Annotated in this window: 16 protein-coding genes and 1 tRNA gene; 4 read left to right on the top strand and 13 right to left on the bottom strand. The window is 63.2% G+C overall.

Going from position 1 to position 19444, the window contains the following annotated elements; genetic code table 11:
- Positions 1–55: 55 nt before the first annotated feature.
- Genes queD through queC form a run of 3 tightly spaced genes read right to left on the bottom strand, consistent with a single transcriptional unit; the run spans position 56 to position 1910 of the window.
- Positions 56–502 carry a 6-carboxytetrahydropterin synthase QueD gene (gene queD, locus BRPE64_RS00195; RefSeq protein ID WP_016343962.1) on the bottom strand — a complete coding sequence of 149 codons (447 nt, stop codon included), beginning with the start codon at positions 500–502 and terminating at the stop codon, positions 56–58.
- A gap of 13 nt (positions 503–515) precedes the next feature.
- Entirely contained in the window at positions 516–1148 is a 633-nt protein-coding gene (gene queE / locus BRPE64_RS00190) for a 7-carboxy-7-deazaguanine synthase (RefSeq protein ID WP_016343961.1), read from the bottom strand.
- 27 nt (positions 1149–1175) lie between these two features.
- Entirely contained in the window at positions 1176–1910 is a 735-nt protein-coding gene (queC, locus tag BRPE64_RS00185) for a 7-cyano-7-deazaguanine synthase QueC (RefSeq protein WP_044041011.1), read from the bottom strand.
- A gap of 1605 nt (positions 1911–3515) precedes the next feature.
- Between queC and BRPE64_RS32685 the strand changes: the two genes are divergently transcribed.
- Positions 3516–4427 (top strand): glycoside hydrolase 5 family protein, encoded by a 912-nt coding sequence (locus tag BRPE64_RS32685; RefSeq protein ID WP_044041848.1) that lies wholly within the window; start codon positions 3516–3518, stop codon positions 4425–4427.
- 195 nt (positions 4428–4622) lie between these two features.
- Here the strand turns inward: BRPE64_RS32685 and BRPE64_RS00175 are convergent.
- The 9 genes from BRPE64_RS00175 to def form a co-directional block, all read right to left on the bottom strand.
- Positions 4623–4698: transfer RNA gene (locus tag BRPE64_RS00175), tRNA-Phe, on the bottom strand.
- A 93-nt stretch (positions 4699–4791) separates the two neighbouring features.
- Positions 4792–5508: a response regulator transcription factor EsaR gene (esaR, locus tag BRPE64_RS00170; RefSeq protein WP_016343958.1), complete on the bottom strand. Its 717-nt coding sequence runs from the start codon at positions 5506–5508 to the stop codon at positions 4792–4794.
- Entirely contained in the window at positions 5509–7938 is a 2430-nt protein-coding gene (locus BRPE64_RS00165) for a sensor histidine kinase (RefSeq protein WP_016343957.1), read from the bottom strand. It lies immediately after the preceding gene.
- A 22-nt stretch (positions 7939–7960) separates the two neighbouring features.
- The gene (locus tag BRPE64_RS00160) at positions 7961–8557 is read right to left on the bottom strand and encodes a DUF4390 domain-containing protein (RefSeq protein ID WP_016343956.1); all 597 of its coding nucleotides are present in this window, start codon (positions 8555–8557) and stop codon (positions 7961–7963) included.
- A complete protein-coding gene (gene rsmB / locus BRPE64_RS00155) occupies positions 8554–10008 on the bottom strand; it encodes a 16S rRNA (cytosine(967)-C(5))-methyltransferase RsmB (RefSeq protein WP_016343955.1) in 1455 nt (484 codons plus the stop codon). Before rsmB ends, BRPE64_RS00160 begins: the two co-directional genes overlap by 4 nt.
- Before the next feature lie 153 nt (positions 10009–10161).
- On the bottom strand, positions 10162–11016 hold the full coding sequence (htpX, locus tag BRPE64_RS00150; protein WP_016343954.1) for a zinc metalloprotease HtpX: 855 nt from the start codon (positions 11014–11016) through the stop codon (positions 10162–10164).
- Between the two features lie 133 nt (positions 11017–11149).
- Positions 11150–11791, bottom strand: a complete 642-nt coding sequence (locus tag BRPE64_RS00145) for a LysE family translocator (RefSeq protein WP_016343952.1) — start codon at positions 11789–11791, stop codon at positions 11150–11152.
- 87 nt (positions 11792–11878) lie between these two features.
- Positions 11879–12871, bottom strand: a complete 993-nt coding sequence (gene fmt / locus BRPE64_RS00140; RefSeq protein ID WP_016343951.1) for a methionyl-tRNA formyltransferase — start codon at positions 12869–12871, stop codon at positions 11879–11881.
- A gap of 3 nt (positions 12872–12874) precedes the next feature.
- Positions 12875–13378: a peptide deformylase gene (def, locus tag BRPE64_RS00135; protein ID WP_016343950.1), complete on the bottom strand. Its 504-nt coding sequence runs from the start codon at positions 13376–13378 to the stop codon at positions 12875–12877.
- A 200-nt stretch (positions 13379–13578) separates the two neighbouring features.
- Here def and dprA point away from each other — a divergent pair, with 200 nt between their 5' ends.
- The 3 genes from dprA to BRPE64_RS00120 all read left to right on the top strand — a co-directional run bounded on the left by dprA (position 13579) and on the right by BRPE64_RS00120 (position 18049).
- The gene (dprA, locus tag BRPE64_RS00130) at positions 13579–14784 is read left to right on the top strand and encodes a DNA-processing protein DprA (protein WP_016343948.1); all 1206 of its coding nucleotides are present in this window, start codon (positions 13579–13581) and stop codon (positions 14782–14784) included.
- Positions 14785–14854: 70 nt separating this feature from the next.
- A complete protein-coding gene (locus tag BRPE64_RS00125) occupies positions 14855–15232 on the top strand; it encodes a thioredoxin family protein (protein WP_016343947.1) in 378 nt (125 codons plus the stop codon).
- Between the two features lie 171 nt (positions 15233–15403).
- Positions 15404–18049 (top strand): DNA topoisomerase III, encoded by a 2646-nt coding sequence (locus BRPE64_RS00120; RefSeq protein ID WP_016343946.1) that lies wholly within the window; start codon positions 15404–15406, stop codon positions 18047–18049.
- A 96-nt stretch (positions 18050–18145) separates the two neighbouring features.
- On the opposite strand, the gene BRPE64_RS00115 is transcribed toward BRPE64_RS00120, so the two are convergent.
- Positions 18146–19234 (bottom strand): LysR family transcriptional regulator, encoded by a 1089-nt coding sequence (locus tag BRPE64_RS00115; protein WP_016343945.1) that lies wholly within the window; start codon positions 19232–19234, stop codon positions 18146–18148.
- Positions 19235–19444: the final 210 nt, after the last annotated feature.

Raw genomic sequence — 19444 nt, 5'->3', positions numbered from 1 at the left:
TACCGTGACAAAGGCGCGGGCGTCGGGCGCTGCCGGCCGCGCCGCCGCCGGAAAATCAGCCGCGCTCGACGTCCGCCCAGCAGTTCGGCGTTTCGTAGAGACGCACGCGCGTGAGCTTCAGATTGACGCCGTAATGCGCGTCGTAGACCTCGGCGAGAATGTTGAACGCGACGGCCGCCATGTTCTCGACGGTCGGAATCCGGTCCATTACGACCGTCTTGTGATCCGCCAGCGTTTGCAGGAATTCGCGCACTTTGACATCGCCTTCATAGACGATGAACGCGTGATCCCACTTGCCCACGAGATGCTCCATGGCCAGCGCCTTGACGTCGGCGAAGTCCATGACCATGCCGCGGTCGGGCGCGCCTTCCACGTCGACGAGATCGCCTTGCAGCGTGATCTCGAGCACGTAGCGATGCCCGTGCAAGTTGCGGCACTGGCTGCGGTGATCGGGAATGCGGTGGCCCGCGTCGAATTCGAGTTTTCGGGTAATCGTCTGCACGTCGGCTGACCGTTTAGGGGATGTTCAAATATTTATGCGTCTGCATCGACAGGCGCCACTTCGGATGCCGCTTGCACCAGTCGATCGCGAGCTTCGTGTTGATGTCGCGCGACGGGCCGTCCATCGGCTGAACGAGGAAGTAGTCGAAATCGAGTTTCTCGTATTCGGCCAGGCGCTGGTTGTCCTGCGGCACGACGACCTTCAGCTCGTTGCCCTTCGTCACGACGAGCGGCGCGTCGGCCTTCGGGCTCACGCAAATCCAGTCGATGCTCTCGAGCACGGGCAGCGACCCGTTCGTTTCGATCGCCATTTCGAAGCCCGCTTCGTGCAGGGCATCGACGAAAGGCTGGTCGATCTGCAGCATCGGTTCGCCGCCGGTGCACACGACGAACTTGTGGCCCGCGCCTTCCGGCCACAGCGACGCGATCTTCGCGACGAGTTCCGCGGGCGTTCTGAACTTGCCGCCGTTCTCGCCGTCCGTGCCGACGAAATCGGTGTCGCAAAACTGGCAGACGGCATCCGCGCGATCTTCCTCACGGCCCGACCACAGGTTGCAGCCCGCGAAACGGCAGAACACGGCCGGGCGCCCGGCATTGGCGCCCTCGCCCTGCAACGTGTAGAAAATTTCCTTTACCGCGTACGTCATGACTACCCTGTGAAACTCGTATAAAAATCAGACCGGCGCGGTGGTGACTTGCTCGCCCGCGCGATACGCCTCGTAGCCGCGCTTGCGCAGCTTGCATGCGGGACACTGGCCGCAGCCAAAGCCCCATTCGTTCAACTCCGCGCGCTCGCCGAGGTAACACGTATGTGTCTCGACGCGGATCAGTTCGACCAGCGCCTCGCCGCCCAGCGTTTCCGCGAGACGCCATGTGTCGGCCTTGTCGAGCCACATGAGCGGCGTTTCCAGCGCATAGCGCGTTTCCATGCCGAGATTGAGCGCGACTTGCAGCGCTTTCATCGTGTCGTCGCGGCAATCGGGATAGCCGGAAAAATCGGTCTCGCACATGCCGCCGACCAGCACCTTCAACCCGCGCCGATACGCGAGCGCCGCCGCGATCGTCATGAACAGCAGGTTGCGGCCGGGCACGAACGTGTTCGGCAGGCCGCTCGCCGTCGCCTGAATCTCGATCTCGCGCGTCATTGCCGTGTCGCTGATCGCGCCGAGCACCGACAGGTCGATCATGTGATCTTCGCCGAGACGCTCCGCCCATTGCGGAAACTCGCGCTGGATGGCTGCGCGAAAACCGTCGCGGCATTCCAGCTCGACGCGATGCCGCTGTCCGTAATCGAAGCCGAGCGTCTCGACCGTCCTGAAACGTTCGAGCGCCCAGGCGAGGCATGTGGCCGAGTCCTGGCCGCCGGAGAACAGCACGAGCGCGCTGTCTTTAGCGTCTATCCGAGTCACGTGAAAACTCCGTACTGCGTGAATGAGATTGGCGTCGCGCGGCGCACGGCAGTCTGCGTGATCGGACCATTCGATAAGCGGCGCGGGCAGCGACGCCCTGAGCGTCCAGTATAGGTCGGCGACCTGCTTCCGGACGCGCGCGCCTTTTATGCCGTCGATAGCGGAACGGGAAAAAGGCTCGCCGGCGCCGCGGGATGGTTCCGGCGCATTGCACGAACGATTCGGAGCGTCGAAAAGAAAAGGACTTGCGGGTCCGAGGGCGAGGCAAGTCCTTAATTCGGCGCGAATTTTAGCACGGAGCGCGCTCGTTTGCCCGGGTCGGCATCGGGGTCCGGCGAGGGGCGGCAGGCGGCATTTTTTAAACCTCACCGCGGCAATGGTTTCTCGGCACAGGCGACCGGCTCGACGCTCCTGAAAACGTGGTTTGTCAGCAAATAAGAGTTCCTTGCCACTGACACCCGTTCAGTGCGACTTCGCAAGCGGCAAGCGAAAAGTGCCGCACGCAGAAATCTCCGTTATTTCAATGTTGTACGACGAATACTTCAGAACCGGTCAAAAGTAATTGTTCGACTAATTCAGATCGGAAATTTAAGCTACTGCGTTAGCCAAAAGAGCAAAAATTTCCTGAAATGCAACCGTCGTTACATATGAATTTTCACGTTTTTCTTAGACTTATAGTAATCTTACGTCCGCGCTGCCGATTTACGGCAATTATTTCCTAATTCAGAAGTATCGATTCGGCAATTTCGGGAAATAAGCTCAACTCGCGTTGGATTCCGCCGATATACAGGCATCAGATACCGGCGTGTCGAGCTGGTTCTGCAATTCCTCCCGAAGTCGATTTGTCTGTTTTAAGCGAACGTTTTAGTAAATGTTTGCAGGGTTTCTGCGCGCCGCGTGTTTTAGCGCCCGGCAACGTCCTTATTCGCCGAACGATCCTGCCGCCTACAGGGAACATTCATTCGTAGTCCGAATGACATTCTTCCCGCCACCTCCCCGCTGGGTTAAGCGGGATCGCTGGTCCGTTTCCGATCCGCCCGTCTCGCGGCGCTCCTGCAAACGCACCAACTTCGCCAACACACACCACATCTTTTAGTAGTGCTTACTAATAGTATGAAGAATTCGACTCTAATCTCTCCCAGCGCCGTCAAGCGCGTGATCTCCGCACCGAAGGCGAGCCTCGTGGCCGCCGCGGTCGCAACCAGTCTGCTGCTCGCCGCGTGCGGCGGCGGTAGCGGCGGCGACGCTTTCGACACCGCATCCAGCGTCGATGCAGCCCGTCGCAACACGAGCGCCTTCGCGATCGGCTCGCCGGCCGCAAACGCAACCGTCTCCGGCACCGCGACGGTGAACGGCACGAGCGGCTCGAAGTGGACGAAAGTCTCCGTCGTCGATACGTCGACCGGCAACAAGATCGCGCGCGACGTCACGCCTGCGAACGGCGCGTTCTCGACGACCGTCGACACGACCCGCCTCACCGCCGGCAATCACACCTGGCAAGTCACGGCGACCGACTCCACGGGCGGCACGCGCTCGGTGCTCAACGTGAACGTGGTCGTCAACAACACGAAGGCCACCACGCCGACGGCGCCCACGACCACCAAGATCTTCTACGGCGCGAACGGCCACAACAACGAAGGCGGCGCGTACGACATCTCGAACCCCGCGCTGCAGTTGTCGCAGTTGCAGGATCTCGGCGTGAAGATGTATCGCAACGAGGTGTATAGCCAGGCAGCCGCGAACAAGCTCGCGGGTATCGCAAAGACGATGGCGGCAGGCGGCGTGACCGTGTATCCGGTGATGCTGATGGGCCTCGACTTCAACAACGAAAACGACGCCTACAACGCGGGCTACCAGCTCGGCGTGTGGACGGCCACGGCGAACAAGTACCCGTACTACGAAGTGTCGAACGAACTCGAAGCCGACGCGCTCACCGGCAACGTGGACGGCGTCTATCCGCAGCACTTCGACAACGCGAAGTTCCAGAAGGCGCGCGGCGTGATCCGCGGCATGATCGCCGGGATCAAGTCGGTCGATACGAACGGCAAGATCATCATGGGCGGCGGCGCGTGGATGCACTACGGCTTCGACCAGATGCTCGCGAACGGCACGCAGCCGGACGGCTCGACGGGACATCCGGTCGTGTCGTGGGACATCACGGCATGGCACTGGTACTCGGATCAGGGCGACATCACGAACGCATGCGGCGGCACCGGTTGCCACGACGTGCTCGCGGTCCTGCAACAGATGGGCAAGCCGATCTGGATCAACGAATTCGGCGTGCGCCCGAACATGGGTTCGGATCAACAGATCGCGTCGTATCTTGTGGGCAACAAGATGATGGCGCAGTTCGTCTCGGTGGCGTCGAAGTACAACATCCAGGCGATCCAGACGTACGAACTCTACGACGATCCGGCCGGCGGCGAAGGCGCATACGGTCTGCTCAAGAACGACGGCAAGACGCCGAAGGCGGCATACACGGCGTTCAAGAATTTCGTTGCGTCGAATCCGAAGTAAGGATGGCGGTTCGTAGCGGCTCGTTATCGAGCCGCTTGCGCCGAAAGCAGAAACGGGCGGACCGCTTGCGCGATCCGCCCGTTTTTTTGTGGCTTCGTTTTGTCGCTCGATTTGAGCCGCAGAAGGCATCGACAAAAACGACATCGACAAAAAGAAAAAGCCCGAGAGCATGACACTCTCGGGCTTCTTGCATTCTGGTGGCCTGGGGCGGAATCGAACCACCGACACGCGGATTTTCAATCCGCTGCTCTACCAACTGAGCTACCGGGCCAACGAAGAGGTGAAACTATAGCAGAGACTATCGCGCCCCTCAAGCCCCCTCGCGCATTTTTCTGGGGCGCTTTGGGGCCGTGTCCGGACCGCTTCAGGCCTCGTTCTTGTTCTTGCCGAGATCGACGCCCAGTTGCTTGAGCTTGCGATACAGATGCGTGCGCTCAAGCCCCGTCTTCTCCGCGACGCGCGTCATGCTGCCGTTCTCGCGCGCGAGGTGATACTCGAAGTACGCGCGTTCGAAGGCATCGCGAGCATCGCGCAACGGAATGTCGAACGAGATCGATGCAGTCTGTCCTGCCTGCGCCTGCACCGCGCCGCTCGCCGTCGTGTCGCTCGATGTGATGACCGAGGACGCCGTCGGCAACGCGGCCGCCACCGGCACGCCCGAGACTCCCGTGCTCGCCGGCGGCTTCGTCGCGGCGGCGGCGGCGGGCGGCGCCGCGGAGCCGTGCGCGAGACCCTGCTCGACGGCCTTCAGCAGCTTCTGCAGCGCGATCGGCTTCTCGAGAAAGTTGAGCGCACCGATCTTGGTCGCCTCGACGGCCGTGTCGATGGTCGCGTGCCCGGACATCATGATGACCGGCATCGTGAGCTTGCCCTGCGCGGCCCATTCCTTCAGCAAAGTAACGCCGTCGGTATCGGGCATCCAGATGTCGAGCAGGACGAGATCGGGCGTCTGCTGTAGACGGTAGTCGCGCGCGTACTGCGCGTTCTCCGCCAGATCCACAACATGGCCTTCGTCGCTCAGGATCTCGGAGAGCAGTTCCCGGATCCCCATTTCATCGTCTACCACCAGGATGGTTGCCATTTACGCTGCCCTTGTCTGCACTGTTGCTTTTGTCGTTCCCTGATTCGCTGCCGCACCGGCGCCCGACGGCGTCGTGCCCGGCGCAGCGGTCTCGTCCGCGAGTTGCAGAAACAGAATCGATATCTGCGCCCCTTCAACCACATCCGCCGACTTCGAGCGGTTACGTATGTCGATGCGCGCGCCGTGCTCGTCGACGATCTTCTTCACCGTTGCAAGTCCCAAGCCCGTGCCTTTCGCTTTTGTCGTCACGTAAGGCTCGAACGCACGCGACAGAATGCGCGCCGGAAAGCCCGGACCATTGTCCGACACCGTCAGCCGCACCGCGACACGCGCGTGGCCCGAAGCATCCGGTTCGCCATATTCTACTGTTCTCGTTTCGAGCAGCACGCGCGGCTCCGCGACGTCCGCCACCGCATCCTGCGCGTTCTGTAGCAAGTTGTGGATGACCTGGCGAATCTGCGTTGCGTCGCCGCGGATCACCGGCAGTTTCGCGAGATCGATCTTGATCGGACTCTTGCCTTCTTCGATGCCATACAGCGTGAGCACTTCGGCGACGAGATCGTTCAGTTGCAGGTTGCCGAGCACCGCCGGCGGCGTGCGCGCGTACTCGCGGAAGTCGTCGACCATCTGCTTCATCGCCTGCACCTGATTCACGATAGTCGTCGACGCGCGCTTGAGCACGTCGGCGTCCGACGGCGCGAGTTTGTCGGCGAGCTTCATTTGCAGGCGTTCGGCCGACAGTTGAATAGGCGTGAGCGGGTTCTTGATTTCGTGCGCGAGACGCCGCGCGACTTCGCCCCATGCAACGGAACGCTGCGCGGAGATCACATCCGAAATATCGTCGAACACGACGACATAACCGGTGGTTTCCGCATCGTCTGTCTCGCTCTCGGTCAGGCCCAGCAACTGCGTGCCGCGCACGAGCAGCGTCAGCGGATCGTTCTCGCCCGGCACGCTCACCGCGACCTGCTGCTGCCAGTGCCCGCGATCGCCGATAGGCTGCCCGCTGCCCACCGCTGCCGCATCGCGATCAGCGAACGCCTTCTTCACCATTGCGCCGAATTCGGCAAGCACGCCGATCTGATCGATCGACTGATTGAGCAGCGCGGCGAACGGCTGGCGGAAGATACGCTCCGCGCCGCGATTGGCCGTGGTCAGGCGGAACTGGCGATCGAACACGAACACGCCCGCCGTCAGATTGGCGAGGATACTCTCCAGATACGCCTTCGAATGTTCGAGCGCCACGCGATTGTTTTCGACCGCCGCGCGCGCCTCGGAAAGCTGGCGTGTCATTGCGTTGAAGGACTGCGTAAGAAAGCCGAGTTCGTCGCGCGAATTGATCTCTCGCTTGGGCGTGTAGTCGCCTTCGGCCACCTCCTTCGTGCCCTGCGCGAGCAGGAAGAGCGGCCGCGCGAGTTGATTGCCGAGCGCGAGCGCGAGCATCATCGCGATGAAGGTCGCCAGGAAAAGCGCGAGCGTCAGCGTGCCGATATACATCTTGCGCAAGCCCGTGCGCCCGAGCCGCTTCTCCTGATACTCGCGATACGCGCGCTGCACCGCGTCCGCGTTACGCGCGAGTTCCTGACTTACGGGCTGCTCAATCTGCAAATATCGATCGACGTGCTGAAACTCGGTGGTTGTCGTTGGATCGGGGATTTTTGCGATCACGCGCAGCCGCAACGCGCCCTTCGGTCCGTTCGATTTCGGATCGCCGTCGATCTCGCCTTCGATCACGCCATACGGACGATCCTGCGCCGCCTTCAGCATCGTGCTGCTCGGCTCGTTGGCCGGCAACAGCGCGTAGTAATTGCCCGATGCCTGCGCGACCGTGCGCAAGCCCGGCACGCGCTGCAAACCGTTGTTGACGGAGAGATCTTCGCGGTTGTACTGATCGCGCGGACGTTCGAACACGACTGCGTCCTGCACGCCGTACTGATCGCGCAGACGCAGAAGGGCGAGCGTGAGACTCGACGGATCGGCGCTGCCGAGCTGGTCGCTCATCTGCCGGCCGCGGTTCTTGAAGTCGGCGAGCGAGTTTTCCAGCATGCCGCGCCCGAGCGTGAGGCCCGAAGTAAGCGCGGTTTCCACGTTGACGTCGAACCACGATTCGATACTGCGCGACACGAACTGATACGAAACCACATAGATGATCGCGCCCGGCACCACGCCGACGAGCGCAAAGATGAACGCGAGCTTCGCGAGCAGACGTGTGCCGAAGCGCCCCTGCCGCACGCGCGACACGATGATCACGAACAGACTGATGACGATCAACATGAAGATGAGCGCCACCGCGACGTTCGCCGCGTAAAGCCAGCCGTAATAGCGGTCGAAGAACTCGGTGTTCGCACTCGCGAGCGCGAGCATCACGAGCAGCAGAACTGCCGTGAGCGCCACCGTTGAGACCAGCAACCGAACGACGAAACTCTTCATGTCCGTGCGGCCGCGTCGAAATCTATTTCGCACGTTCTGCCGCCGTAAAAGTAAAACGCTTCCAGTCCGAGGAAAGGTTCCAGTCGCGGTTGTTGACCGCGTCGATCTGGAACGGCTTGGGCATCAATGCGATGTCGAGCTGCATGCGCACCGATGCGGTATAGGTTTCTCCGGCATGCACCTGATTGCGGTCGATCACGTGCCATGACGTCACATGCTTGATGACCGCGAGCGCCTCGTTGAGCGACGCGAAGCGCAATTGCAGACCGCCCGTCGAAACGCGATATTCGTTGGTCAGCGGCTGATAGGAAAGCCGGATGCTCTGCGATACGTTGACCGGCTCTTCGTCGAACCAGTACCAGCGCGGCCGCGACAGATTGAAGTCGATCGTGAAATAGAGCGGCACGCTACGGTTCACGGCTTCTTCGAGACTGTTGTTGAGATCGAAGTCGAAATGGGCGTCGAGGCTCCAGCCGGCATTGTCCGCCTGCAGCGACGCACGCTGCACGCCCATCGTCTCGGCGAAGGCGGGATCGGCTGCGGCGAAGCTCAGCCAGAGCGTCAGCGCAGTCCAGATGACGGCCGCGAGCCGAAGCGGAAAGAAGCGTTTGATCGTCACCGTTTCTGAAAGCGCGCGTAGAAGAATCCGTCGTGGTCCGCGAAAGCCCGCGCGCCCCGGCTGGATGACTGACCGGCGCCTGGCGCCTCGTGCGCAGCGGGGCCCGCGAGATTTGTACCGTCCGGTGAACCTTGCGCCGCATCCGAGCTGGCGCGCGCCGCTGTCGGCAACAACTGGCCCGGCGCGTCCAATCGTACCGCATCTTCATGCGCGGCTCCAAACCAGCGGGCCTGTTCTTCGCCTTCCTCCGGAAAGACGGAACACGTCACGTAAAGCAACTCGCCGCCCTTCGCGACGAGCGGCCACAGCGCGCTCAGGATACGCCGCTGCTCGTCGACCAGCGCCGCGATGTCCGACTCGCGCCGCAGCCAGCGGATATCCGGATGACGCCGCACGATGCCCGACGCCGAGCACGGCACGTCCGCGAGAATGCGATCGAACGGCTTGCCGTCGAACCAGCGCGAAGGATCGCCCGCGTCGCCGACTTCAATCTGCGCCTGCAATTTCAGGCGCGTCAGATTCTGCTCGATGCGCGTCGCGCGTTCGGCATCGCTTTCGAGCGCGATCAGATCGACATTTGCGAGTTCAAGAATGTGGCCCGTCTTGCCGCCCGGCGCGGCGCATGCATCGAGCACGCGCATGCCGTCCTGGGCGTCGAGCAGTTGGGCGGCGAATTGCGCGCCCGCGTCCTGAACCGACACGACGCCCTCAGCGAAGCCCGGAATACGATCGACGGACATGGGCGTTTCGAGGCGCACGGCGTACAGGCCGGCTGCATCGGCGTCGATGTGCTCTGTCCGCAGCCGATCGAGGTAGGCATCGACACTCGTGTGACGCGCGTTCACCCGCAGCGTGAGCGGTCCTTGCACGTTGCCCGCCTCCAGAATGCGCTCCCACGCGTCGGGCTGAGCGCGCCTGACCGCATCGATCCACCATTGCGGATAGTTCCATCGGACGACGGGACTTGCGCACGCTTCTTCGATGAGCGCGTCGCGTTCGCGCAAGAAATTGCGCAGGACGGCGTTCACCAGACCCTTCGCGAAAGCAAATTCGCGCCGCGCGGCGATTGCGCCCACCGCCTGATCGACGACCGTGAACGGCGCGTAGGCCGCGTTCGCTTCGTCGTCGGTCAGCAGCGTGAACGCACAGACGAGCACGTTCGACACATGCGGCGGCGGCGCCTTCTTGACGAGCTTGTGCAGGAGCGCATCGGCGAGTGCGAGGCGGCGCATCGTGCGATAGGCGATGTCCTGCACCGCGCCGCGCCCCACCGCGAGCTTGCCCGAGCCGACGACCGTCTGCAGCGCCGCCGGCAACGCCGAGCCCGCGCGCACGGCGCCCACGGCTTGCGCCGCGCAATCGAGCGCGAACGCCAGCGAATCGGGCGCGAGACGCAGCGCGCTCAGGCGTGGATGCGCGGCGGTGTGCCGCCGGGGAGGCTTGTCGGTCATGAATGCAGCGGGAACGGTCAGTCGGCCAAGCGTGGAGCTTGCGTGAACGTGGATTGTAACGTGCAGGGATCGCGCGCCCGGATGACGGGTCGCGGCCAAGAAAAAGGCCGCGCCGGCAAAACCGGAGCGGCCTTCGTCAGAAGAGCGGATGCGTCAGATGCGGCCGGTGCGCGCCATCTCCATCAGACGGGCGACGCGCTCTTCGGTTGCCGGGTGCGTCGAGAAAAGATTCGCGATGCCTCCGCCCGACAGCGGATTCATGATCATCATCTGCGCCGTCGCCGGATTCGCTTCCGCCGCCGGGAACGGCACGCCCGTGGCATACGCGTGGATTTTTTCGAGCGCGCTCGCGAGCGCCTGCGGATCGCCCGAAATCTCCGCGCCGGCGCGGTCGGCCTCGAATTCGCGCGCGCGGGAAATCGCCATCTGGATCAGCGCGCCCGCGATCGGCGCGAGGATCGCCACCAGAATGCTCGCGATCGGATTCGAGGGACGGCCTTCGTCGTCGCGCCCGCCGAAGAACATCGCGAAGTTCGCGAGCGCGGAGATCGCGCCGGCCATGGTCGCGGAGATCGTCGAGATCAGGATGTCGCGATGCTTCACGTGCGCCAGTTCGTGCGCCATCACGCCGCGCATTTCGCGCTCGGACAGCACGCGCAGAATGCCCGTGGTCGCCGCGACCGCCGCGTGCTCCGGATTGCGGCCCGTGGCGAACGCGTTCGGCGCGTCTTCGTTGATCAGATAGACGCGCGGCATCGGCAACTGGGCGCGCGTCGCCAGCTCGCGCACCATGCGATAGAACTGCGGCGCGGTGGTTTCGTCGACTTCCTGCGCGTTGTACATGCGCAGGACCATCTTGTCCGAGAACCAGTACGAAAAGAAATTCATGCCGAGCGCGACGATGAGCGCGAGCATCATGCCTTTCGATCCGCCGATCATTCCGCCGATCACGACAAAGAGGGCCGTGATCGCAGCCATCAGCATCGCGGTTTTGACCCAGTTGAACATATCCGGAACTCCTTCTCCCTATGTACCGTGCGCGATTTGCGCGGTTGCTCCGGCCAACGCGACCGGAGCGACGATTGTAAGCAAAATGTTAGATATAGGTATCCGGCAATAATTCAATCCGCGGTTGCGAGATTTATCGATGCGAGGTTGCGAGCTTGATGCCGAGGCCGACGAACGCGCCGCCGACGCCGCGGTCGAGCCATTTCTTCACGCCCGATTTTCCGGCGAAGCGTTCGGTGACGCTGCCCGCGATCCACGCGACGAAGCCATTCCAGAGCGTGCTCATCGCGATGAACACGACGCCGAGCGTGAGAAACGCGAGCGTTTTGTGCTGGCTGTCGGCGGCGACGAACTGCGGAAAAAACGACACGAAAAACAGCACCACTTTCGGATTCAGCACGTTGGTGATGAATCCTTGCGCGAAAAGCTGGCGCAAGGATTTCGGCGCGGCTTTCTCGTTCGCCTGGGTTTTTGGCGCGGCATCGTCGTGTTTGGTGAAGATCAGGCGCACGCCGAGATAAATCAGATAAATCGCGCCGGCGATCTTGATGACGGTGAATGCCGTCGCGGAAGCGGCCAGAATGGCCGTGAGACCGAAGGCGCACGCGAGCGTATGAACGATGCATCCCGCCGATATGCCCAGCGCCGACACGATGCCCGCGCCCCGCCCCTGCGCGACGCTGCGCCCGACGATATAAGCCGTATCGGGACCGGGCGTGACATTCAGCAGAAAAACCGCGACGAGAAAGAAGGCAAAACCGGTAATGCCGAGCATCGGGGACTCCAGACTGACAGGCGCTTGAGTGAACGATCGATAAGCGATTTATTTTAGCGCCGCGCCCGTTCGGCGTCCCCGACTCTCTTACTGTTGGCCGGCGTCCGGTAGCGCGAAGCGTTGTCCCTTCGCGAGCGGCGCGCCCGCGAGGAATTCGCGCACGGGCAGACGCTTGCCGCCCGGTTTCTGCAATTGCGTGAGCCTGAGCGCGCCCCGCCCGCAGATCACGACGATTCCATCCGCCGAGACTTCCGCGATCGTGCCGGGTTCGCCTGTGTACGAAGCGCCATCGAGCGGTTGCGCCGCCCAGAGCTTGATGACGGCCTGATCGAGCGTGCCGGATGCGCCCGGAAACGGATCGAACGCGCGAATCTGGCGCGCGAGTTCTTCCGCCGGGCGACGCCAGTCGAGCGCCGCCTCGTGCTTCGCGATCTTCTCGGCGTAGGTCGTGCCGTCTTCCGGCTGCGGCGTGGACGCGAGCGCGCCGTCGCGTTCGAGATCGCGCAGCGCCGCCACGATCAACTCCGCGCCGCTTTGCGCGAGCCGGTCGTGCAGCGTGGCGGTGGTATCGGTGGCGTGGATCGGCGTGCGTGCCTCGCAAATCATCGCGCCGGTGTCGAGGCCGGCGTCCATCTGCATCAGCGTGATACCGGTTTCGGCGTCGCCCGCTTCGATCGCGCGATGAATCGGCGCGGCGCCACGCCAACGCGGCAACAGCGACGCGTGGATGTTGATCGCGCCGCGCGGCGGAATGTCGAGCACTTCCTGCGGAAGAATGAGGCCGTAGGCGGCGACGACCATCACGTCGTGCGGCGTGGCCCGCAACAGATCGATTGCCTGCGCCGCTTCCTCCGGATACTTGCCCGCGCGCCGCAGCGACGTCGGTTGCGCGACGCTCAGGCCGTGCTCGACCGCAAAACGCTTGACCGGGCTCGCGGTCAGCTTCATGCCGCGCCCCGCCGGACGATCCGGCTGTGTCAACACGAGCGGTACCGCAAAACCGGCGGCATGAATGGCCGCGAGCGCGGCAGCAGCAAATTCGGGCGTTCCAGCGAACACCACGCGCAGCGATTGAGTCATTGGTTACAGCGCCTTTTCCAGCTTTTTCATCTTGCCGCGAATCCGCGTCTGCTTGAGCTGCGACAGATATTCGACGAACACGTGACCGTTCAAGTGATCCATCTCATGCTGGATACACACGGCGAGCAGCCCTTCGCATTCGATCTCGAAACTCTCGCCCTTTTCGTTCAGCGCCTTGACGCGCGCGCGGTCGGGCCGCTCGACGAAATCGTAAATGCCGGGCACCGACAGACAGCCCTCTTCCCACTCCTTCCTTTCGTCGCTCGCCCAGACGATTTCCGGATTGATGAAGACCATCAGTTCGTCGTGCGCGTCGGAGACGTCGATCACGATCACGCGCTCGTGCACGTCCACCTGCGTCGCCGCGAGGCCGACGCCGGGCGCGGCGTACATTGTCTCGGCCATGTCGGCGACGAGTTTGCGGATGCGGTCGTCCACGACTTCGACCGGCTTCGCCACCTTGTTCAGCCGCTTGTCGGGGTAGTTGAGTATCTTGAGCAGAGCCATGATTCGGATTGTCTACGCGCGCCGCGACGCGTGTAAATCGGCCATTCGGCCAGGTTGCGGGTGGGTGGCGGCATGCCGAAGATATGCGGGTGAATCCACGGGATTCAACGCCGCCGGCAAGCGGCCAAACGGCGTCGCGGCGGGCCTGTGGAGCAGGCCGGGCGACGTTTCATTATTTCTTTCGGATCAAAAATCTTAACATGACGACCGCCGTACCGCCGACCGGGCAAGCCTTCCTGACGCCCGATGCCGAAGAACTGCGCGCCTGGCTGCGGCTCGCCCACGCAAAAGGCTTGCGCCCGCTCGCGCTGCGCACGCTGCTCGCGGCGTTCGGCAGCCCGGGCGACGTGCTGGCCGAGAGTTTCGCCGCCCTCGCGGAAACCGCCGGCGCGGCCGCCGCGGAAGCCGTGCTCGCGCCGCCGGCGGACATCGAGGGCGTTCCGTTCGACCACTATATTGAAGAGGCGCTGGCGTGGGCGTCGGCGCCGGGAAATTACATTCTGACGCTCGCGGATACCGCTTATCCGCAGGCGCTGCTCACTATGCCGGATCCGCCCGCGCTGCTCTACGCCAAGGGCCGGCTCGATCTGTTGCAGGCGCGCGCCGTGGCGATTGTCGGTAGCCGGCACGCCACGCCGCAAGGTCTCGAAGACGCGCGGCGCTTCGCACGAGCGTTGTCGGACGCGGGGCTCGTGGTGGTGTCGGGACTGGCGCTCGGCATCGACGCATCGGCGCATCGGGGCGCGCTCGAAGGCGCGGCCGGAACCGTCTCCGTAATCGGCACGGGCGCGGACCTCGTCTATCCGGCAGAACATCACACGCTCGCGCATGAGATCGCCCGCGAAGGCGCGATTCTGTCCGAATGGCCGCTCGGCACGCCCGCGCGCCCGGCGAACTTTCCGCAGCGCAACCGGCTGATCGCGGGATTGTCGAGCGGCGTGCTTATCGTCGAGGCGGCCATGCGCTCCGGCTCGCTCATCACCGCGCGGCTTGCGAACGAAATGGGGCGCGATGTCTTCGCGGTGCCCGGTTCGATTCACGCGCCGCTTTCGCAAGGCTGTCATCGGCTTATCAAACAGGGCGCGAAGCTCGTGGAAACGCCGCAGGACGTGCTCGATGAGTTCGGTTTGCCGTCCGCGCAGGCCGCAACGGCGGGCGCGCGACGCGCCAGGACGCGTCCGGCCGATGCATCCTGGGCGTCGGCGCGTTTGCCCGAGCAAATCGAAACGGGCGACGCCGCGCGTGTGCTCGACGCGCTCGGCCACGCGCCCGCGACGCTTGAAATTCTCGCCACCCGCACCGAACTGGATGGCGCGGCGCTCCAGGGCGCGCTCCTGCAACTCGAATTGGCGGGCCGCGTGGCGGCGCTGCCGGGCGGCCGCTACACGGCGCTGGAACGCTGCTGAAGCCGCGTCGTGCTACATTCGGCAAAAAATGAGCCGCCCCGCAGTCGAAAACAAGGATCCCGCCCACGCCATGTCCGCGCTGAATCTCGATATCGATGCAGACCGCATCGCTGAGCGCATCGCCGAGCCCGAGACGCTGTTCGTCGCCTGCCTGTGCGCCGACTGGTGCGGCACGTGCCGAGAGTATCGCGAAGGCTTCGACCGGCTGGCGGCGGCGCATCCGGACGTCTGCTTCGCCTGGATCGATATCGAGAATCACGCCGACATCCTCGACGACCTCGACGTGGAAAATTTTCCGACCATCCTGATCGAAGATTCGAAGACGACCCGGTTCTTCGGCACGGTGCTGCCGCAGGCGTCGATCGTCGAACGCATGCTGCGGGATCTGACCGCGCTGCCGAACGTGAACGGCGCGCCGAAGTTGCGTCCGGCACTGGCCACGGCGTGACTGCTGGGGGCGTGAAACAAGCGTTTCGTGTGATTCGGGACGTGCATCGCGAGCCGTGCGGCGCAACGTCGTGATTCGCCCTTCGACGCCCACGGCACAAAGCCTGTGCTATAAAGCGGTCGTTAAAGCAGTCCAAACCGGACTGCTGCCTGTTACCAACCCAATTGAGTCATGTCCAAAGCCCTGATCATCGCTGAGAAGCCCTCCGTCGCGAACGATATCGCGCGTGCGCTGGGCGGCTTCACCAAGCATGACGAGTACTTCGAGAGCGACGATTACGTGCTCTCGTCCGCGGTCGGCCACTTGCTCGAGATTGCCGCGCCGGAGGAGTACGACGTCAAGCGCGGCAAGTGGAGCTTTGCCAATCTGCCGGTCATTCCGCCGCATTTCGACCTGAATCCGATCGCCAAGAGCGAGTCGCGCCTCAAGGTGCTGACGAAGCTGCTGAAGCGCAAGGACATCGACCGCCTGATCAACGCCTGCGACGCGGGGCGCGAGGGCGAGCTGATTTTCCGCCTGATCGCGCAGCACGCGAAGGCAAAGCAGCCGGTCCAGCGCCTGTGGCTGCAATCGATGACGCCCGCCGCGATCCGCGAGGGTTTCGCGCATCTGCGCAGCGACGCCGACATGCAACCGCTCGCCGACGCCGCGCGCTGCCGCTCGGAAGCCGACTGGCTCGTGGGCATTAACGGCACGCGCGCGATGACCGCATTCAACAGCAAGGGCGGCGGCTTCTTTCTGACGACCGTCGGTCGCGTTCAGACGCCAACGTTGTCGATCGTCGTCGAACGTGAAGAGAAAATTCGTCGTTTCGTGCCGCGCGACTATTGGGAAGTGCGCGCCGAGTTCATCGCCGCGAAGGGTATCTACGAAGGTCGCTGGTTCGATCCGAAGTTCAAGCGCGTCGAGAACGATCCCGAGCAGCGCGATTCGCGCCTGTGGAGTCTCGCGGCGGCCGAATCGGTGGTCGCGGCGTGCCGTGGCAAAACGGGCATCGTGACCGAGGAGTCGAAGCCTTCGACCCAGATGTCCCCGCTGCTCTTCGACCTGACGAGCCTTCAGCGCGAAGCCAACGGCCGCTTCGGCTTCTCAGCGAAAAACACACTCGGCCTCGCGCAGGCACTGTATGAGAAGCACAAGGTCCTGACCTACCCGCGTACCGATGCGCGCGCGCTGCCCGAAGACTATCTGGGCACGGTCAAAGACACGCTGACCATGCTCAAAGAGAGCAACAACTATCTGCCGTTCGCCAAGCAGGTGCTCGACAAGGGCTGGGTGAAGCCGAACAAGCGCATCTTCGACAACTCGAAGATCAGCGATCACTTCGCCATCATCCCGACGCTGCAAGCGCCCAAGGCGCTGTCCGAGCCGGAGCAGAAGCTCTATGACCTCGTGGTCAAGCGCTTCCTGGCGGTGTTTTTCCCGGCGGCGGAATATCTCGTGACCACGCGCATCACCGAGGTCTCGGGACATCATTTCAAGACGGAAGGCAAGGTGCTCGTCGAGCCGGGCTGGCTGCAGGTCTACGGGCGCGAAGCCGCGGGCGAGGAAGGCAATCTCGTGCCGGTGCAGAAGGACGAAAAGGTCGATGTCGAGAAGGTCGAGGCGCATGCTCTCGTGACCAAGCCGCCTGCGCGCTACAACGAAGCGTCGCTGCTCTCGGCGATGGAAGGCGCGGGCAAGCTCGTCGAAGATGAAGAATTGCGCGAGGCGATGGCCGCGAAGGGTCTCGGCACGCCGGCGACGCGCGCGGCGATCATCGAAGGTCTGCTCGGCGAGAAGTACATGGTGCGCGAAGGCCGCGAGCTGATTCCGACCGCCAAGGCGTTTCAGTTGATGACCTTGCTGCGCGGCCTCGGCGTCGAGGAACTCACCGCACCGGAACTCACCGGCGAGTGGGAGCACAAGCTCTCGCAGATGGAGCGCGGCAACCTGCATCGCGACGCCTTCATGCAGGAAATCGCCCGCATGACGCAGACTATCGTCAAGCGCGCGAAGGAATACGATTCCGACACAATTCCCGGCGATTACGCCACGCTCGAAACGCCGTGCCCGAATTGCGGCGCGCAGGTGAAGGAAAACTACCGGCGCTTCGCATGCACGAAGTGCGAATTCTCCATTTCGAAGATTCCGGGCGGACGCCAGTTCGAAATTCCCGAAGTCGAGGAATTGCTGCGCGAGAAAACCATCGGGCCGCTGTCGGGCTTCCGCAGCAAGATGGGCCGTCCGTTCTCGGCGATTCTCAAGCTCGCCCTCGACGACGAAATCAAAAACTACAAGCTCGAATTCGACTTCGGCCAGGACAGCGGCGGCGAAGACGGCGAACCGCCCGATTTCTCCGAGCAGACGCCGGTCGGCGCGTGTCCGAAATGTCATTCGCGCGTGTTCGAGCACGGCATGAGCTATGTCTGCGAGAACTCGGTCGCGAATCCGAAGACCTGCGATTTCCGCTCGGGCAAGGTCATCCTGCAACAGGAAATCGCGCGGGAGCAGATGCACAAGCTCCTGACCGAAGGCCGCACGGACTTGCTGACGAACTTCAAGTCGTCGCGCACCGGGCGCAACTTCAAGGCGTTTCTCGTGAAGCAGCCGGACGGCAAGATCGGCTTCGAATTCGAGAAGAAGGAAGCCAAACCGGGCGCCAAGACGGCGGCGAAGCGCGGCGCCGCGGCGGAAGCGCCAGCCGACGGCGGCGATGAAAGCGGCGAAAGCGATGTCGCCGTCGCCGCGAAGACGACGCGCGCAAAGCCGGCAGCGAAGAAGGCGCCGGCCAAAAAGGCGGCCGCGAAAAAGACCGCGGCGCGCAAGACGGGCTGATCGACGCGGCCGTCGCCTACCGGTTGTTGCCTCAGAAGTAAAAAACCCCGCGAAGCAATTTCGCGGGGTTTTTTATTTGCGCCGGGCGCGCGCCTTTCAGAACGGCGAGGCTGCGGGCAACCGCCCACGCGGCCGGGTCGGTTTCGAGAGCTTGGGCGCGAGTTCGCCGTCGATCGGACGGGGGCGCGGCGGGCGTACCGCGTCGTCGTCGGCATGCTCGTAGTGCGGCTGCGCGGCGGGTGCGACCGGCTTGCCGCGTCCGTCGCGAATCCACTGCTCGCTCACCTGATGATTCGGCGTCTGGCTGAAATGCTCGACCAGATGATCGATGAACGTGCGTACCTTCGCCGGCAAATGGCGGCGGCTCGGATAAGCGACGTTGATCTCGACCTGCGGCAATTGATAGTCGCCGAGCAGACGCACGAGCTGGCCTTTGGTCGTGTCGTTGCCGATCAGATAGCTTGGCAGAATCGCGATGCCCATGCCGAGCAGCGCGAACTGACGCAGCATCTCGGTGTTGTTCGCGATGATCACGTTCTGCGGCCGCACGCGCACTTCGCCCGCCGGGCCGGTGAACACGCGCTCGTCGCCCCAGTATTCGGACGGCAGGCTCAGGCACGGATGTTCGAGCAACTGCTCCGGACGCGTCGGCGTGCCGTGCTTCTCCAGATACGCGGGCGTGGCGCACACGGTCATGCAGCCAGTGGTGAGCCGCCGCGTGACGACGCTTGCACTCTTCACCTGCCGCGCGATGACGATGCCGACATCGAAGCCTTCTTCGACCAGATCGACCTGCCGGTCGACCAGCGTGACATCGGGAATGACCTTCGGATAGCGCTGCGCATAAGTCTGCAAGACCGGCGCGAGATTGTGCAGCCCGAACACCACGGGCGCCACGATTCTGAGCGACCCGAGCGGCTCGTGATTGCGCGCCACCACCATTTGCTCGACGTCTTCCAGTTCATCGAGAATTTGCCGCGCGCGCTCCAGATAAACCTGACCGGACTCCGTAAGCGAAAGGCTGCGCGTCGTGCGGTTGAGCAGACGCGTGCCGAGGCGGCCTTCCAGGTCCGCGACGTGGCGCGTCGCCACTGCGTTGGAGATGTCCATCGCGTTCGCGGCCCGGGCAAAACTGCCGAGATCGGCGACGCGGACAAACACTCTCATCGACTGCAAATGATCCATAAGACAACTCCTGCCGCTGGGCGGCTTGAATTCTGCTGCAAAGCAATTCAGGATTATCCTAGGACTGGCGATTTCGTGCAGAAGTTGCCGGGAAGCGCGGGGAAATCGAAAAAAAACGGGCCGTTAGCCGCTTCTCAGCGATGAAAGATCACCGATTGTTGTCGATCGCACAACACTCGGTCAGTTTCGCGCCATCGGGCGAAATATTGG

Origin of the sequence: Caballeronia insecticola (genome assembly GCF_000402035.1) — a bacterium.
GTDB classification, from domain to species: domain Bacteria; phylum Pseudomonadota; class Gammaproteobacteria; order Burkholderiales; family Burkholderiaceae; genus Caballeronia; species Caballeronia insecticola.
Note: the sequence above shows the minus strand (reverse complement) of the source record. Positions and strands in the feature narration are given on the sequence as shown.

Excerpts from the sequence above, each read along its gene's own strand:
- BRPE64_RS00115 (WP_016343945.1), bottom strand. The coding sequence starts at position 19,234 with ATGGATCATTTGCAGTCGATGAGAGTGTTTGTCCGCGTCGCCGATCTC.
- BRPE64_RS00145 (WP_016343952.1), bottom strand. The coding sequence starts at position 11,791 with ATGCTCGGCATTACCGGTTTTGCCTTCTTTCTCGTCGCGGTTTTTCTG.
- BRPE64_RS00165 (WP_016343957.1), bottom strand. The coding sequence starts at position 7,938 with ATGAAGAGTTTCGTCGTTCGGTTGCTGGTCTCAACGGTGGCGCTCACG.
- rsmB (WP_016343955.1), bottom strand. The coding sequence starts at position 10,008 with ATGACCGACAAGCCTCCCCGGCGGCACACCGCCGCGCATCCACGCCTG.
- fmt (WP_016343951.1), bottom strand. The coding sequence starts at position 12,871 with ATGACTCAATCGCTGCGCGTGGTGTTCGCTGGAACGCCCGAATTTGCT.
- queE (WP_016343961.1), bottom strand. The coding sequence starts at position 1,148 with ATGACGTACGCGGTAAAGGAAATTTTCTACACGTTGCAGGGCGAGGGC.
- esaR (WP_016343958.1), bottom strand. The coding sequence starts at position 5,508 with ATGGCAACCATCCTGGTGGTAGACGATGAAATGGGGATCCGGGAACTG.
- def (WP_016343950.1), bottom strand. The coding sequence starts at position 13,378 with ATGGCTCTGCTCAAGATACTCAACTACCCCGACAAGCGGCTGAACAAG.
- htpX (WP_016343954.1), bottom strand. The coding sequence starts at position 11,016 with ATGTTCAACTGGGTCAAAACCGCGATGCTGATGGCTGCGATCACGGCC.
- dprA (WP_016343948.1), top strand. The coding sequence starts at position 13,579 with ATGACGACCGCCGTACCGCCGACCGGGCAAGCCTTCCTGACGCCCGAT.
- BRPE64_RS00125 (WP_016343947.1), top strand. The coding sequence starts at position 14,855 with ATGTCCGCGCTGAATCTCGATATCGATGCAGACCGCATCGCTGAGCGC.
- BRPE64_RS00120 (WP_016343946.1), top strand. The coding sequence starts at position 15,404 with ATGTCCAAAGCCCTGATCATCGCTGAGAAGCCCTCCGTCGCGAACGAT.